Below are 15,070 nucleotides of genomic sequence, written 5' to 3'. Positions count from 1 at the left end.
AAAAATCGGCCCAGATCCGCGAAATTTTAATCAGCGAGTCAGCTTGGGAAGAAATGACCTGCTTATTCGCACCTTCCCTAGCAGTAGACCGTACGCATCGGTCACTTCCCATCCTTTAGTAGGTATTTTTTCAATACGTTCGCCGCGCGCACCCGCGCGTAGCCATAGCAACGGCGCAATGCGAACAAAGGCCAAGTTGTGGCTAACCGACTTCTCAGCTTCGTAGGTCAGAGTGAAAAACTCGGCATTTTCCTCAAAACCGTCAGACATTGGGAACTCGTCTGTAAACCTATAATTGACCTTAATCGGTTGTTCATTCGGCGTTTTGCCTGTGATAGCAGCTTGTACACGTGGTTTGGTGATATAATCACAGATCCCCCACTTTTCCCAATCAGGATCTCCAGGCCTTAAGCCCTGTTCGCGCAATTTTTTCTGTTCGTCGGCAGCGACTTCGTTGTTAGTGACGGAGATGCACTGGCGACGACCACCACCTCCGCCGCGACCGTGGCGGCGTCCGCACCCTGTTCGTGGTGATGTTCCTGGTGACAGCCTGCGTGGCGATGCTCTTCACTTTTGCAGCAGCCTGCATGGTGCTCACTGTGGCGGCTTTCGTGGTGATGTCCTTCACCCTTGCAGCAGCCTTCGTGTTGGTGCTCTGTATGTTTACAGCAACCTTCATGATGGTTTTGCATCATCGTCTCCTGATGTTATTTAGATATATCTAATTTATATCTAAAGTTTATCGACTTGCAAGTCTATAAAATAATTTTTGTTTAATTTAATGATTATTAATGGTTTTTATGGATTGCTGATAGCTGTTTAATCTCAAGCTGACTATATCAAAAAAGTGCTTGCAATCTTTTTGATTAGCAATCATTATCATTTAAAAATAAATTTAGATATATCGTATTATCTTCACGAAGGCGAAAAAATGACAAAAAACACCTCACGCTACCCACAGCGCGTGCGTAACGAACTACGTTTTCGCGAATTAACCGTGCTGCGCGTTGAGCGTATCGGCCAGGCGTTCCAGCGGATCGTGCTGGGGGGCGAGGCGCTGGATGGCTTTGTTTCACAAGGTTTTGACGACCACACCAAACTGTTTTTCCCGCAGGCGGGCAGCGTATTTACGCCGCCGGAAGTGACCGACGAAGGCATTAACTGGGGCGAGGGCGTGCGCCCGGCGACCCGCGACTACACGCCGCTGTACGATGCCGAACGCCACGAGCTGGCTTACGATTTTTATATCCACGATGGCGGTATTGCCAGCCGCTGGGCGCTGGAAGCCAACATCGGCGATAAGCTGGTGATCGGCGGGCCGCGCGGCTCGCTGGTGGTGCCGGAAGATTACGCCTGGCAGCTTTATGTCTGTGACGAGTCGGGCATGCCGGCGCTGCGCCGTCGCCTGCTGGGATTACGTCAGCTGCCGGTGACGCCGCAGGTGACGGCCATCGTCACCGTCGCGGATGCTTCGTATAAAGATTATCTGGCGGATCTCGACGGCTTTAATATCGAATGGGTGGTAGGCCACAACCCGGCGTTCGTCGCCGAGCGGCTGGCTCAGGTCAAGGTGCCGTCAGAAGATTATTTTATCTGGCTGACCGGAGAAGGCGGCGTGGTGAAATCGCTGCTGGCGCGCTTTGAGGAGCCGAGTATCGATCAGCAACTGGTGCGTTCGCAGGCGTACTGGCATAGCAAATAATCGGCAGTGTGGTAAACCCGGATGGCGGCGCGTTGCGCCTTCTCCGGGCTACCTTTCAATGGTGTTATGTCGCCCCGGTAAGCGCAGCGCCACCGGGTGAGGCTTAGCGTTCCGCCAGCGCCTTAAACACCATCGCCACCGCGTGGGCGCCGGGGTCCATATTGCCGAGCAGGCTCTCGCTATTGAGATAGGAGGCGCGTCCGGCGCCGGCTTTGCTCGACTGGCAGGTGCGATCCGCGCCGGCCTGCGCCGCGGCGAAAGCGGCCTGCAGATTATCCGGTTCGGCCAGCAGCGCCGCCAGCGCCGGCTGTAGAGCGTCAATCATCGTCCGGTCGCCCTCATCGGCGCCGCCGTAAAATTTCATCTGCCCCAGACCGGCGTTCAGCGCTTCCGCCATGCTGGCGCCTTGCTCCAGCTTCTGCCCGGCGGCGGTGAAGAAAATCGACATCAATACGCCGCTGGAGCCGCCCATCACCACCGTCAGGCGTTCGCCAATTAGCGCGAACAGCGTGGGTAAATCATTGAGCGGCAGTTGCTGGCGTTGCAATAGAGCGGCAATCTCACGCGCGCCAGCGGCGAAAGTGGAGCCGGTATCGCCGTCGCCCACTTTGGCGTCAAGCGCGTTGAGATGGGTTTCGAGGCCGGAGAGGGTGCTGGTCACCTGCGCCACGTAATCGCCCACCTGCGGGTTGGCCGATGGCGTAAAGGCGACGCGTGCGCTGGCGAGCGCGGACGGCATGATATTAACAGCCCGCGGCTGCACCGGCTTCTGCCAACTGGCGGTTTCGACATCCGACAGCAGCGCCTTTTCAATGCTCTCTTCCAGCACGATAGTGGTCAGCGAGAAGCCTTTCATATCCAGCGCCGTTACCAGCGAAGCCGGGCCAATCAACCAGTCAACGCGCGCATGGAGTGGGGTGTTGGCCAGCTCGCGGGTCAGAATCGCCATCTCGGCCACCGACACGCCGCCGAGATTATTGAGCATCACCGCCAGGCGGCCGGTTTCAGGTAGGGCGGCGGTCAGCTTCTCTACCATAATCTGCATGATTTCCGCGCTGTTATGGGTCGCGATCGTCGAGGCTCCCGGTTCGCCGTGGATGCCCATCCCCAGCTCGGCGTGGCCGGGCTGATGGCGCGGCGCGCTTTCCGCTTCCTGCGGCAGGTGACAGCTGGCCAGCGCCACCCCGATGCTGGCGGTATGGTTGGCGGCGTATTGCGCTTCACGCAGGACGGTGGCGAGGTTGAAGCCGCGCTCGGCGAAATAACCCGCCACCTTATGCACAAGAATAGTCCCGGCGATACCGCGCGGCTGTTTGTTATCCGGCAGCGAAATATCGTCGCCGACGATCAGCATCTCTACGTTATAGCCAAGACGGCGCGCTTTCTCCGCCGCGAGGCCGAAGTTAAGCCGATCGCCGGTGTAGTTTTTAACGATCAGCAGACAGCCCGCCTCGCCGGTCACCGCCTGAATCGCGGTGAGTACCGCATCGACGCTCGGCGAGGCGAACAGATCGCCGCAGACCGCGGCGGTCAGCATGCCTTTACCAATAAAGCCGACGTGCGCCGGTTCATGGCCGGAGCCGCCGCCGGAAATCACCGCCACGTTGTTTTTATTCAGATCGCGGCGTACCACTACACGGATCGCCGGGTCGCTCTCCAGGCGGGCGAGGTTGTTCCACGGGCTGGCAATAATGGTTCCCTCGATCACGTCGTTAACGAGGCTGGCGCGCTGGTTAAAAAAGAATTGAGACATAGTGGTTCCTGATCAGTAAGCGAAAACTCACCCTCCGGAGGCGGGCCCCCGGAGTGGTAACGGTCAAAGTGGATTTAGCGACGAATAAGACGTTGCAGACGCATATCGAGCGTGATGGCTTCGCCAGGCTGAATATCATTCAGCGCTTCGCCCTGCTGGCATAGCCAGGCGATCCCCGCCGCGCGGGCGATAATCGCGCCGTGGGCCTGTTCGCTGCCGTCGCGCAGGCACAGGCCGGTGACCTTGCTGGCATCCAGTTGGAGTACAGTCGAGGGATAAATATTGTCGGCGATAATAATCGTCGGCTCACTGGCGAATGGCAGCGTCTCCTTAATACCCTGCAGATGGCGCAGCGTGCGCTGCAGAATATCGTCGACATCGATATAACGGGCCTGCAGATAGGCGTCATCCAGCTGACGATACTGCTGGCTGAGCTCCATCAGCACTTGATGCCACGCCCATTCCGCCGAGCACTGTTCGGTGAGCAGGCGATCGTTGGCGGCATCAAACAGATCTTCATCGTCGAGCAAGGTGTGATGACCGGCGAAGATCGCCGCGATATCGGCGTTAAATTTGTGTTCCGCCAGCTCGGTGAGCGCATTGAGATCGGCCAGCGTCTGGTCGATCGCCTGGCGCAGGCGCTGCTGCTCGCGGGCGATGTCGGCGGCGGCGGGGAGCGCCGGTTGGATCGGCGCCTGCGGATAAATCATCGCGGCGCCTTCAACACGCGCAGGTATGGCGGGTTCCGCTGTCGGCTGCGCCTCCGGCGACTCGCCGAAGTTATCGGCGGCCAGCGCCTGAAACGCCGCCAGCGCCGCATCGGCGTCCGGACCGCGGGCCAGCAGGCGCAGCTTATCGTGGCGGCGCACCTGTAGCAGAGCGATTTGATTCAGACTGTCCGGGGTGACGCATTTGCCGTTTTTCTCCAGCACCAGGTCGGCGTTAAAACCCGCCAGCGCGGCGACCAGCTTTGATGCCGGACGCACGTGCAGGCCGTTGTGATTGTTAATAATGACTGAAACCGATTTAGCATCGCCGTCGTCAGCAAGCGTTGGGGCGGCGGCGTCAGGCGTGTGCGAAGGTAAACCCAGCTGAACCCGCTTGGCTTCCAGGGCGTTCATGGCATCGGCGATAACTTTGTCGATCCCGGCGCCGGAGGCGGCGCTGACGGTGGCCGCCAGCGTCCCTTCGACCAGCGGCGCGGCGCACAGCCGCACCTTTGCCGCCATCGCCGGATCGAGCAGATCGAGGGCGGTTTCGGCGCTGAGCAGGGCGCTGCCGATATCCATCATCACCAGAACATGGTCGGTATCGGCGACGGATTCGATCGCCTCCATGACTTTAATCGGATCGGTGCCGATCGGGCTGTCGGGATCGTCGATCCCGGCGGCGATCGCCAGCTTACAGCCATCGTTCATTAACATCTGCCGGGCCAGTTCTCCGACACCTTCGCCCAGCCGGGCGCTATGAGAAACAATAACCAGGTTTACCATCGCGATTTCCTTACTCTTTGGCGGCGGCAGCCAGCATCTGAACCATAAACAGCACCGAGGTCGCGCCGGGATCCTGATGCCCGATGCTGCGCTCGCCGAGATAGCTGGCGCGGCCTTTACGCGCCTGCATGGTGATGGTGGCGTGGGCGGCGCGCTCGGCCACTTCGCAGGCGGCATCCAGCGCGGCAGGGATAGACAGATGTTGCTCGCTGGAATGACGCAGGGATTCCACCACCGGCAGCCAGACGTCGCACATCGTCTTATCGCCCGGCTCCGCTTTACCACGGTTGACGACGCCGTCCGCGCCTTCGCGGATCATCTGATAAAGCTCGTCGAGGGTCAGGCTCTGATGCGCCTGGGTGACCTGGGCGGCGCGGATAAAGAAGGTGCCGAACAGCGGGCCGCTGGCGCCGCCGACGTTGGAAAGCAGCGTCATCCCGGTATTCTTGAGAATAAAACCGATGTCTTTATCGGCGATCGACGGCAGCTTTTCGACCACTTTGCTGAAGCCGCGATGCATATTGAGGCCGTGGTCGGCGTCGCCGATCTCTTTATCAAGGCCGGTGAGAAAATCGCTCTGTTTGGTGAAAATGTCGCCACAGCGGTACAGCCAGTCGACGATTTGCGTTCTGTTCAGTGACATGTCGTGCTCCTTATTTTCCCCAGTTCAGCGCTGGGGTATGGACCGGGGCGTCCCATAACGCCAGTGTGTCATCATCCGCTTTCAGCAGGGTGATGGAGAAACCCGCCATATCCAGCGAGGTGCAGTAGCTGCCGATGAGGTTGCGTTCAATCACAATGCCGGACGCTTCGCAGCGCTGGGCAAGGCGGTTGTAAACGCCGTACAGTTCGGAAAGCGGGGTGGCGCCGAGGTTATTGACCAGCGCGATAACCCGATCGCCGTTTTGCAGCGCGGTTTTGCTCTGTTTCACTTCCTGCCACGCTCCCTTGACGTTATCCCACTGGCGCAGCGTGCGGCTGTATGCGCCGTTTTCCAGCAGGGTATCGACCATCTCATCGACGGTTTGGTCGAGCGAGCTGAAGCGGCGGCGGTCGATACCCGGCTCGCCATGGATGCCGACGCCGAACTCCATCTCATCATCTTTCAGGGTAAAGGAGGGCTGTCCGGCGGCCGGTACGGTGCAGGCGCCCAGCGCGATGCCAATCGAGTGACCAAGGTTATTTAAACGGCGGCCCAGTTCAGCGCAGGCTTCCAGCGAGTCGCCGCGTTCGGCGGCGGCGCCGACCAGTTTTTCAATCAGCACGGTATTGGCGACGCCGCGGCGTCCGGCGGTATAGAGGCTGTCTTTTACCGCCACGTCGTCATCCACCACGACGGTGGTAACCTTAACGCCACTTTCGTGCAGCAGCTCGGTGGCGGTCTCAAAATTCAGGATGTCGCCGGTATAGTTTTTGATAATCAGCAGGACGCCTTCGCCGCCGTCAATCTGCATCGCGCATTCGAACATTTTGTCCGGCGTCGGCGAGGTGAAAATTTCCCCCGGACAGGCGCCGGAGAGCATGCCCTGGCCGATGTAGCCGCAGTGCATCGGTTCGTGTCCGCTGCCGCCGCCGGAGAGCAGCGCCACTTTGCCGGCGACCGGTGCATCAGCGCGGGTGACATAGACCGGGTCCTGGTGCAGCGTCAGTTCAGGATGCGCCTTCGCCAGGCCGATAAGCTGTTCACTCAGTACATCTTCCACACGGTTAATCAGTTTTTTCATTGTTTATGCTCCGTAGGGTAGGGGGAGGTCGCCTGTCTATAAGGGTAGCCCGGCGATGTAGTGATTCTGGCTGAGCGGGCGCAAAATAAAATGCCGTCAAAATTGGTTCCATAACGGAACGTAGAAAAGAATTTTTGTTCCTTTATGGAACATTAATTGCCGATAAACAGGAGAAATGCGAGCCAGCGCTAATAATTTGTCCGTTTTTTTCTGCTATCAGAAATGGGGCAAGGATGATTTTTTTCGCCATTGTGCCGCATTGAGGCGATTTTCTGCGTTAAAGAGGGGAGACGATAGCGGCTTTTTTGCCAAAATGATCCGATCGCGATCGCAATCCCATCGCTTTCTCAGTCACATTGTTTCAATGTGAAACGCATTATTTTTTTATCTGTTTCAGAACAGAACAAAAAAGGGAAAAATTTTTTTCGCCGCGGCTCGCCCTACAGTGGATGCATCGCTCCGGCAGCGTGGCTGTAAGCGCCATTGATATCAGGCGCCGCGGCATGACGGCCTGGGCTCACGTGTCAACATACGCACTTATTTGAGGGTGAAAGGAATGCTAAAAGTTATTCAATCTCCAGCCAAATATCTCCAGGGACCTGATGCCGCCATGCTGTTTGGCGAATACGCTAAAAACCTGGCCGACAGCTTTTTTGTTATCGCCGATGACTTCGTGATGAAGTTGGCGGGCGACAAAGTATTGAACGGCCTGCATAGCCACAATATTAGCTGCCATGCGGAACGGTTTAACGGCGAGTGCAGCCATGCGGAAATCAACCGCCTGATCGCCATTCTTAAGCAGCACGGCTGCCGCGGCGTGGTGGGTATCGGCGGCGGGAAAACCCTCGATACAGCGAAGGCGATCGGCTATTACCAGAAGCTGCCGGTGGTGGTGATCCCGACAATTGCCTCAACCGATGCGCCGACCAGCGCGCTGTCGGTTATCTACACCGAGGCGGGCGAGTTTGAAGAGTATCTGATCTACCCGAAAAACCCGGATATGGTGGTGATGGACACGGCGATTATCGCCAAAGCGCCGGTACGCTTGCTGGTGGCCGGGATGGGCGATGCGCTCTCCACCTGGTTTGAAGCCAAGGCCTGCTTCGATGCGCGAGCCACCAGCATGGCGGGCGGGCAGTCCACGGCGGCGGCCTTGAGCCTGGCGCGCCTGTGCTATGATACGCTGCTGGCGGAAGGCGAAAAAGCACGCCTGGCGGCTCAGGCTGGAGTGGTGACCGATGCGCTGGAGCGTATTGTCGAAGCCAACACCTATCTGAGCGGTATCGGTTTTGAGAGCAGCGGCCTGGCCGGCGCGCACGCGATTCACAACGGTTTCACCATCCTTGAAGAGTGCCACCATCTGTATCACGGCGAAAAAGTCGCTTTCGGCACCCTGGCGCAGCTGGTACTGCAAAATAGCCCGCTGGAAGAGATCGAAACCGTGATGGGCTTCTGTGAAAAAGTCGGCCTGCCGATCACCCTTGCCCAGATGGGCGTGAAAGAGGGTATCGAAAGCAAAATCCACGCGGTGGCGAAAGCCACCTGCGCGGAAGGCGAAACCATCCACAATATGCCGTTCCCGGTCACCGCGGATAGCGTCTACGCCGCCATCCTTACCGCGGACCTGCTTGGGCAGCAGTGGCTGGCGCGTTAAGTCTTTCACAAGGTTCTATGCCGCGGCGCATTGCGGCATCAACTCCTCCCTCCGGCAGCCGCTGCCGGAGGGTTTTGTCGTTTTAACTGTGTTAACTCCAGCGGAAAAGGGATATGACAGCTCAGACTCAGGGTGCGGAAAATGAAGTTTCAGCCGTTATCAGCCAGTCGTGGCATCGCTGCAGCAAATTTATGCAGCGTGAAACCTGGCAGGCGCCGCATCAGGCGCAGGGGCTGACCTTTGAATCGATCTGCCGTCGCAAATAAACCCAACGTGCGCGGGTTCGTGTCCTGAACCGCCGCCGGAGATCACCGCCACGTTATTTTTGTTAAGGTCGCGGCGAACCACGATGCGAATGGCCGGATCGCTCTCCAGACGCGCCAGGTTATTCCACGGGCTGGTGATAATTGTACCGTCGATCACGTCGCTAACGAGATGGGGGCGTTGATTAAAAAAGAATTGAGACATAACGGCTCCTCGAGGTTGAGTGTAAGACAAACCCCCGAATGCATGTTCATGGTGCGGAGGCGATAGAGAGATTCTGGCGAAGTCAGCATGGAAAAAAACAACACGAAAATGAGTTTCATTACGAAACGTGATTGCTGTTTTTTGTTCCGAAATGAAACTTAATTAGGCGAGAAATCATCACAATGCGAACTCGCTCGACTTTTTCCTCCTGCGATCAGAGCAGGCCACACGGCGCAGTCAGTCTTTTTTGCGGGGCTTTACCCAGGATGGCGCGTAATTGGGGAAATTTATCATCGTGTTTGTCGGTAATTTCGCGGTAACGGAACGGATCGAGATCGCAAATCTCATTATTTTTGTGGTTAAGCGTTCCAATATGAAACGCATGTCATTTTTATCTGTTCCATATCAGAACAAAATGACGAAAGATTTTTTTGTACACGCCTCGCCATACAGTTATTACATCGCTCCGGTACGTCCGCTTTCGCCGTCAACATCAGGCTAAACGGGTTAACGCCAGGGCTCACCATGTAAAAACATGTACTTATTTGAGGATGAAAGGAATGCTAAAAGTTATTCAATCTCCAGCCAAATATCTCCAGGGTCCTGACGCTTCTACCTTATTTGGTCAATACGCTAAAAATCTGGCGGACAGCTTTTTCGTGATTGCGGACGACTTCGTCATGAAGCTGGCGGGAGAAAAGGTACTCAATGGCCTGCACAGCCATGACATTAGCTGCCACGCGGAACGCTTCAACGGTGAATGCAGCCATGTTGAAATTAATCGCCTGATTGCCATTCTGAAAAAACACGGTTGCCGCGGCGTGGTTGGGATTGGCGGTGGGAAAACGTTAGATACCGCCAAAGCAATTGGTTATTACCAGAAGCTGCCGGTAGTGGTGATCCCGACCATCGCCTCAACCGATGCGCCAACCAGCGCGCTGTCCGTTATCTATACCGAAGCGGGTGAGTTTGAAGAGTATCTGATCTACCCGAAAAACCCGGATATGGTGGTGATGGATACCGCAATTATTGCCAAAGCGCCGGTACGTCTGCTGGTGGCCGGGATGGGCGATGCGCTCTCGACCTGGTTTGAAGCGAAAGCCTGTTATGACGCTCGGGCGACCAGCATGGCGGGCGGGCAGTCCACCGTGGCGGCGCTGAGCCTGGCGCGCCTGTGCTATGATACCCTGCTGGCGGAAGGCGAAAAGGCACGCTTAGCCGCCCAGGCTGGCGTGGTGACCGATGCGCTGGAACGTATTGTCGAAGCCAACACCTACCTCAGCGGTATCGGCTTTGAAAGCAGCGGCCTTGCGGGGGCACATGCCATCCATAACGGCTTTACGATTCTGGAAGAGTGCCACCATCTGTACCACGGTGAAAAAGTCGCCTTTGGTACGCTGGCGCAGCTGGTGCTGCAGAACAGCCCGATGGAAGAGATCGAAACCGTGCTGAATTTCTGTCAGAAAGTGGGCCTGCCGGTAACGTTAGCGGAAATGGGTGTGAAAGACGACATTGACGGCAAGATTATGGCCGTGGCTAAAGCCACCTGCGCAGAAGGTGAAACTATTCACAATATGCCGTTCCCGGTGACGCCTGAAAGCGTACATGCCGCTATTTTGACGGCAGACCTGCTGGGACAGCAGTGGCTGGCGCGTTAATCGGGCACAGGTAAATTTACCCAGCATCTTCTCCCCCTCTGACAGTCTCTGCCGGAGGGGTTGTCTATGGCAAAACAGCGGAAAGGGATATGACGGCGCACACGCATAGCATCGGGCAGGAAGTCTCTTCGGTTCTCGCCCAGTCCTGGCATCGTTGCAGCAAGTTTATGCAGCGGGAAACCTGGCAGGCGCCGCATCAGGCGCAAGGGCTGACCTTTGAGTCGATTTGTCGTCGCAAGACGGCGCTGCTGACGATTGCGCAGGCCGCGCTGGAAGATGCCTGGGAGTTTATGGACGGTCGTCCGTGCGCACTGCTGATTCTGGATGAATCAGCCTGTATTCTCAGCCGTTGCGGCGATCCGCAGACGATAGAACAGCTGGCGGAGCTTGGATTTCGCGACGGCAGCTATTGCGCGGAAAGCATTATCGGCAGTTGTGCGCTGTCGCTGGCGACGATGCCGGGGCAGCCGACAAAAACCTCTGGCGCTCAGCACTTTAAACAGGCGTTGCATCCGTGGTCGTTCTGCTCGACGCCGGTGTTCGATAACCATGGGCATCTGTTTGGCTCCATCTCATTGTGCTGTCTGGTAGAACATGAGTCCGTTTCTGATTTATCCCTGACGCTGGCGATTGCCAGAGAAGTCGGCAATTCATTGCTGACCGACAGCCTGCTGGCAGAATCCAACCGCCATCTGAACCAGATGTACGGGCTGCTGGAGAGCATGGATGATGGCGTGATGGCCTGGAATGAGCAGGGGGTGTTGCAGTTCCTCAATGCGCGCGCGGCGCTGCTTTTGCATCTCGACGCGCAGGCCAGCCAGGGCAAAAACATTCACGACCTGCTCAATATGCCCATGCTGCTGCGTCGGGCAATTAAACATGCCCGCGGTCTGAATCACGTCGAAGTCACTTTTGAAAGCCAGCACCAGTTTGTTGATGCTGTTATCACCCTGAAGCCGATTGTTGAGGAGCAGGGCAACAGCTTTATCCTGCTGCTGCACCCGGTGGAGCAAATGCGTCAGCTGATGACCAGCCAGCTTGGTAAGGTGAGCCACACCTTTGAGCAGATGTCGACGGACGATCCGGAAACCCGACGCTTGATCCATTTTGGTCGCCAGGCGGCAAGGGGGAGTTTCCCGATCCTGCTGTGTGGGGAAGAGGGCGTAGGGAAAGAGCTGCTGAGCCAGGCCATTCACAATGAAAGCGAACGCGCCAGCGGACCGTATATTGCCGTGAACTGTCAGCTGTATGCCAACAGCGTGCTGGGGCAGGATTTTATGGGCAGTGCGCCTACCGATGATGAAAATGGTCGGTTGAGCCGCCTTGAGCTGGCGAACGGCGGCACGCTGTTTCTGGAGAAAATTGAATATCTGGCACCGGAGCTGCAATCCGCGCTGTTACAGGTGATTAAGCAGGGAGTATTAACCCGTCTTGATGCCCGTCGGCTGATTCCGGTGGATGTGAAAGTGATCGCCACCACTACGGTTGATCTCGCTAATCTGGTGGAGCAAAACCGCTTTAGCCGCCAACTGTATTACGCGCTGCACTCTTTTGAGATTGTTATCCCGCCGCTACGGGCGCGGCGTAACAGTATTCCCTCGCTGATTTATACGCGACTGAATAGCCTGAAAAAACGCTTCTCATCCAGCCTGAAGATCGACGACGACGCGCTGGCACAACTGGTGGCTTATTCGTGGCCGGGCAATGATTTCGAGCTGAACAGCATTATCGAAAACATCGCTATCAGTAGCGATAACGGGCATATCCGGCTGAGTAATTTACCTGATTATCTGTTTGCCGAGCGTCCCGGTCTGGAGACCGCGTCTTCCCTGCTGCCAGCCAGCCTGACGTTTACCGCTATCGAAAAAGAGGCGATTATCCATGCCGCCCGTGTCACCAGTGGGCGAGTACAGGAGATGTCGCAACTGCTGAATATTGGTCGCACCACCTTGTGGCGTAAGATGAAGCAGTACGACATCGACGCCAGCCAGTTTAAGCGCAAACATCTGGAGTAGTTTCTTCGATTCTGGCCATGGAGAACAGCGCATCCGACAGCCGGTTGATATAACGCCTGGGTTCATCGCGTAACGTCAGCTTTTTGTCCATCGCGATGAGGATCCGCTCCAGCCGCCGTGCCAGGGTGCGCGCCACGTGTAGTTGTGCCGATGCCAGATTTTTCCCCGGAATGACAAATTCTTTCAGGGGGCCGCTCTGCGCCATATTGCGATCAATAAGTTGCTCCAGCGCCTGAATATCCTCGGCGTTAATCGTCTGCGTTAAGCGGGCGAGACCTTTCTCATCGCTGGCGAGTTCCGCCCCCAGCACAAACAGCATCTTCTGGATGGCATGCAGATCCTGGCGTAATTCTGCCTGGCGCGAGCTGGCATAGCAGACGCCAAGCTGGGAAATCAGTTCATCCACCGTACCATAGGCGTTAACGCGGATGTCGTCTTTGTCGATACGGCTGCCGCCAAATAGCGCGGTCGTGCCTTTATCACCGGTTCGGGTATAGATGCGATACATTTATTTTATCTCGCTGAAGGGAAGCACTTTGACCAGTTGGCCCGCATTGGCGCCGAGCGTGCGGATGCTGGCTATCCCAGCGGCGATATGCCCGCAGACCAGCGCCCGATCCTCGGGTAGCTGGGCGTGGGTTAGGGCAATATCACCACTGGCGCTGAGGCCGAGACCCACGCGTAGCGTTGAGCTTTTAGCCGCCAGCTTGCTGAGGGCCAGCGCGCAGTCATGCTCGTCGCAACAGATTGTCCGGCAAGGGACGCCTTGCTCTTCCAGCCCCCAGCATAGTTCATCAAGCACGCGCGTATCCTGCCAGCGTGAGTGATAAAACAGATGTACGCCCGGTGATGAAAGTGACATTGCGCCCCCTTATTGATCAGAATGCCTGACGGAAGATCCCGGCAATTTCTTTCTCGTTACCTTTACGCGGGTTGGAGAAGGCATTGCCGTCTTTCAGCGCCATTTCCGCCATATACGGGAAATCGGCTTCTTTGACGCCCAGCTCGCGCAGATGCTGCGGAATACCGATATCGGCTGACAGGCGAGCGATGGCGCGAATCGCCAGCTCGGCAGCATCCATGGTGGACAGACCGTCAGTGTTCTCACCCATAAACTCCGCGATGTCGGCAAATTTCTCCGGATTAGCGATCAGGTTATAGCGCGCCACGTGCGGCAGCAGGACGGCATTTGCTACGCCGTGCGGCATGTCGTACAGACCGCCAAGCTGATGCGCCATCGCGTGAACGTAGCCAAGGTTGGCGTTGTTGAAGGCCATACCCGCCAGCAAAGAGGCATAGGCCATATTCTCGCGAGCTTTCAGGTTGCTGCCCAGTGCTACGGCCTGGCGTAAGTTGCGGGCGATCAGACGAATTGCCTGGATAGCGGCGGCGTCGGTAACCGGGTTGGCATCTTTTGAAATATAGGCCTCAACGGCGTGGGTCAGGGCGTCCATTCCTGTTGCCGCAGTCAGTGGCGCAGGTTTGCCGAGCATCAGCAGTGGGTCATTAATGGAAACCGACGGCAGGTTGCGCCAACTGACAATCACAAACTTCACTTTGGTTTTGGTATTGGTCAGCACGCAGTGACGGGTGACTTCGCTGGCGGTACCGGCGGTGGTATTCACCGCGACGATCGGCGGCAGCGGATTGGTCAGGGTTTCAATCCCGGCATAGCTATAGAGATCGCCTTCGTGCGTCGCCGCGATACCGATGCCTTTACCGCAGTCATGCGGGCTACCACCGCCGACGGTAACGATGATATCGCATTGCTCTTTACGAAAAACGTCCAGGCCGTCGCGCACGTTGGTGTCTTTAGGGTTTGGCTCGACGCCGTCAAACACCACCACGTCAATACCGGCTTCACGCAGATGTTCGAGGGTTTTATCAACCGCGCCGTCCTTAATGGCTCGCAGACCTTTATCAGTCACCAGCAGCGCTTTTTTACCGCCCAACAGTTTGCAGCGTTCGCCCACGACGGAAATAGCATTCGGGCCAAAAAAGTTCACATTTGGCACCAGGTAATCAAACATACGATAGCTCATAATTTACCTTCTTAGATTTAAATTATAATTCAGAGAAACAATTCAGTGCGGTTTGCGCTAATAACATGTCTTGTTCGACAGTACCGCCACTTACGCCGACAGCACCGATTAATTTATCGTTTAACATGACAGGTAAGCCGCCACCAAAAATAACGATCCGCTGTTGATTCGTTAGCTGTAAACCATATAGTGACGCACCCGGTTGTACCGCGTCGGTAATTTCATGGGTCCCCTGCCGCAGACAGCAGGCGGTATACGCTTTATTAAGAGAAATATCACAGCTGGTGACGAACGCGTCGTCCATGCGTTGCATCAGCAGCGTGTTGCCGCCGCGATCCACCACGGAAAAGACCACCGGCACGTTGATCTCAAGCGCTTTAGCCTCGACGGCCTGCGCCATTTTTTTCGCCGCCGCCAGCGTAATGGTGGCGATTGGTTGGCTCTTATTCACAGTCTCTCCTGAAAATGTTGTAGGGCTGATGTCACGAAAATATCGCGATACAGCTATTTTTTATCATTGGGTTTGGCTTTATTTTCTCGCCGCGCGTTATTAAGTCAATA

At 56.5% G+C, this 15,070-nt stretch carries 13 protein-coding genes and 2 pseudogenes; 4 read left to right on the top strand and 11 right to left on the bottom strand.

Annotation, left to right across the window (positions count from 1 at the left end; translation table 11 throughout):
* Nucleotides 1-30 precede the first annotated feature (30 nt).
* Together QMN93_RS22725 and QMN93_RS22720 are read right to left on the bottom strand one after the other, a co-directional pair.
* A complete protein-coding gene (locus QMN93_RS22725; protein ID WP_064732696.1) occupies nucleotides 31-426 on the bottom strand; it encodes a hypothetical protein in 396 nt (131 codons plus the stop codon).
* Nucleotides 427-474: 48 nt separating this feature from the next.
* Nucleotides 475-692, bottom strand: a pseudogene (locus QMN93_RS22720) (PadR family transcriptional regulator); the annotation flags it as partial.
* A 239-nt stretch (nucleotides 693-931) separates the two neighbouring features.
* Here QMN93_RS22720 and QMN93_RS22715 point away from each other — a divergent pair.
* The gene (locus QMN93_RS22715; protein ID WP_007372176.1) at nucleotides 932-1,702 is read left to right on the top strand and encodes a siderophore-interacting protein; all 771 of its coding nucleotides are present in this window, start codon (nucleotides 932-934) and stop codon (nucleotides 1,700-1,702) included.
* Between the two features lie 103 nt (nucleotides 1,703-1,805).
* Here the strand turns inward: QMN93_RS22715 and QMN93_RS22710 are convergent, their stop codons facing one another.
* From QMN93_RS22710 to dhaK, 4 genes are all read right to left on the bottom strand, one after another.
* Nucleotides 1,806-3,455, bottom strand: coding sequence for a glycerone kinase (locus QMN93_RS22710; protein ID WP_007372177.1), 1,650 nt, complete (start codon nucleotides 3,453-3,455; stop codon nucleotides 1,806-1,808).
* A 74-nt stretch (nucleotides 3,456-3,529) separates the two neighbouring features.
* Nucleotides 3,530-4,948 carry a dihydroxyacetone kinase phosphoryl donor subunit DhaM gene (gene dhaM, locus QMN93_RS22705; protein WP_007372178.1) on the bottom strand — a complete coding sequence of 473 codons (1,419 nt, stop codon included), beginning with the start codon at nucleotides 4,946-4,948 and terminating at the stop codon, nucleotides 3,530-3,532.
* A 10-nt stretch (nucleotides 4,949-4,958) separates the two neighbouring features.
* Nucleotides 4,959-5,591: a dihydroxyacetone kinase subunit DhaL gene (dhaL, locus tag QMN93_RS22700; protein ID WP_007372179.1), complete on the bottom strand. Its 633-nt coding sequence runs from the start codon at nucleotides 5,589-5,591 to the stop codon at nucleotides 4,959-4,961.
* A gap of 10 nt (nucleotides 5,592-5,601) precedes the next feature.
* On the bottom strand, nucleotides 5,602-6,672 hold the full coding sequence (gene dhaK / locus QMN93_RS22695) for a dihydroxyacetone kinase subunit DhaK (RefSeq protein ID WP_007372180.1): 1,071 nt from the start codon (nucleotides 6,670-6,672) through the stop codon (nucleotides 5,602-5,604).
* 556 nt (nucleotides 6,673-7,228) lie between these two features.
* Between dhaK and QMN93_RS22690 the strand changes: the two genes are divergently transcribed.
* On the top strand, nucleotides 7,229-8,326 hold the full coding sequence (locus QMN93_RS22690; RefSeq protein WP_007372182.1) for a glycerol dehydrogenase: 1,098 nt from the start codon (nucleotides 7,229-7,231) through the stop codon (nucleotides 8,324-8,326).
* A gap of 261 nt (nucleotides 8,327-8,587) precedes the next feature.
* Here QMN93_RS22690 and QMN93_RS22685 read toward each other — a convergent pair.
* A pseudogene (locus tag QMN93_RS22685) lies at nucleotides 8,588-8,794 on the bottom strand (dihydroxyacetone kinase subunit DhaK); the annotation flags it as partial.
* Between the two features lie 560 nt (nucleotides 8,795-9,354).
* On the opposite strand from QMN93_RS22685, the gene QMN93_RS22680 reads away from it, so the two are divergent.
* Nucleotides 9,355-10,452, top strand: coding sequence for a glycerol dehydrogenase (locus QMN93_RS22680; RefSeq protein WP_007372185.1), 1,098 nt, complete (start codon nucleotides 9,355-9,357; stop codon nucleotides 10,450-10,452).
* 89 nt (nucleotides 10,453-10,541) lie between these two features.
* A complete protein-coding gene (gene dhaR / locus QMN93_RS22675) occupies nucleotides 10,542-12,467 on the top strand; it encodes a dihydroxyacetone kinase operon transcriptional regulator DhaR (RefSeq protein ID WP_009653098.1) in 1,926 nt (641 codons plus the stop codon).
* Here the strand turns inward: dhaR and QMN93_RS22670 are convergent.
* The 4 genes from QMN93_RS22670 to QMN93_RS22655 are packed head-to-tail and all read right to left on the bottom strand — an operon-like array spanning nucleotide 12,445 to nucleotide 14,960.
* Nucleotides 12,445-12,975, bottom strand: a complete 531-nt coding sequence (locus tag QMN93_RS22670) for a cob(I)yrinic acid a,c-diamide adenosyltransferase (RefSeq protein WP_007372187.1) — start codon at nucleotides 12,973-12,975, stop codon at nucleotides 12,445-12,447. The genes dhaR and QMN93_RS22670 overlap by 23 nt on opposite strands.
* Entirely contained in the window at nucleotides 12,976-13,329 is a 354-nt protein-coding gene (locus QMN93_RS22665) for a glycerol dehydratase reactivase beta/small subunit family protein (protein ID WP_007372188.1), read from the bottom strand.
* 16 nt (nucleotides 13,330-13,345) lie between these two features.
* Complete coding sequence (dhaT, locus tag QMN93_RS22660) at nucleotides 13,346-14,509, bottom strand: 1,3-propanediol dehydrogenase (protein ID WP_007372189.1); 1,164 nt, start codon at nucleotides 14,507-14,509, stop codon at nucleotides 13,346-13,348.
* A 22-nt stretch (nucleotides 14,510-14,531) separates the two neighbouring features.
* Nucleotides 14,532-14,960 carry a heme-binding protein gene (locus tag QMN93_RS22655; protein ID WP_007372190.1) on the bottom strand — a complete coding sequence of 143 codons (429 nt, stop codon included), beginning with the start codon at nucleotides 14,958-14,960 and terminating at the stop codon, nucleotides 14,532-14,534.
* Nucleotides 14,961-15,070 lie beyond the last annotated feature (110 nt).

The organism is Enterobacter sp. R-1.6.2 (genome assembly GCF_035064085.1).
Lineage (GTDB): Bacteria > Pseudomonadota > Gammaproteobacteria > Enterobacterales > Enterobacteriaceae > Enterobacter > Enterobacter asburiae_B.
The sequence above is the reverse complement of the archived record's forward strand: the minus strand, read 5'-3'. Positions and strand labels throughout refer to the sequence as shown.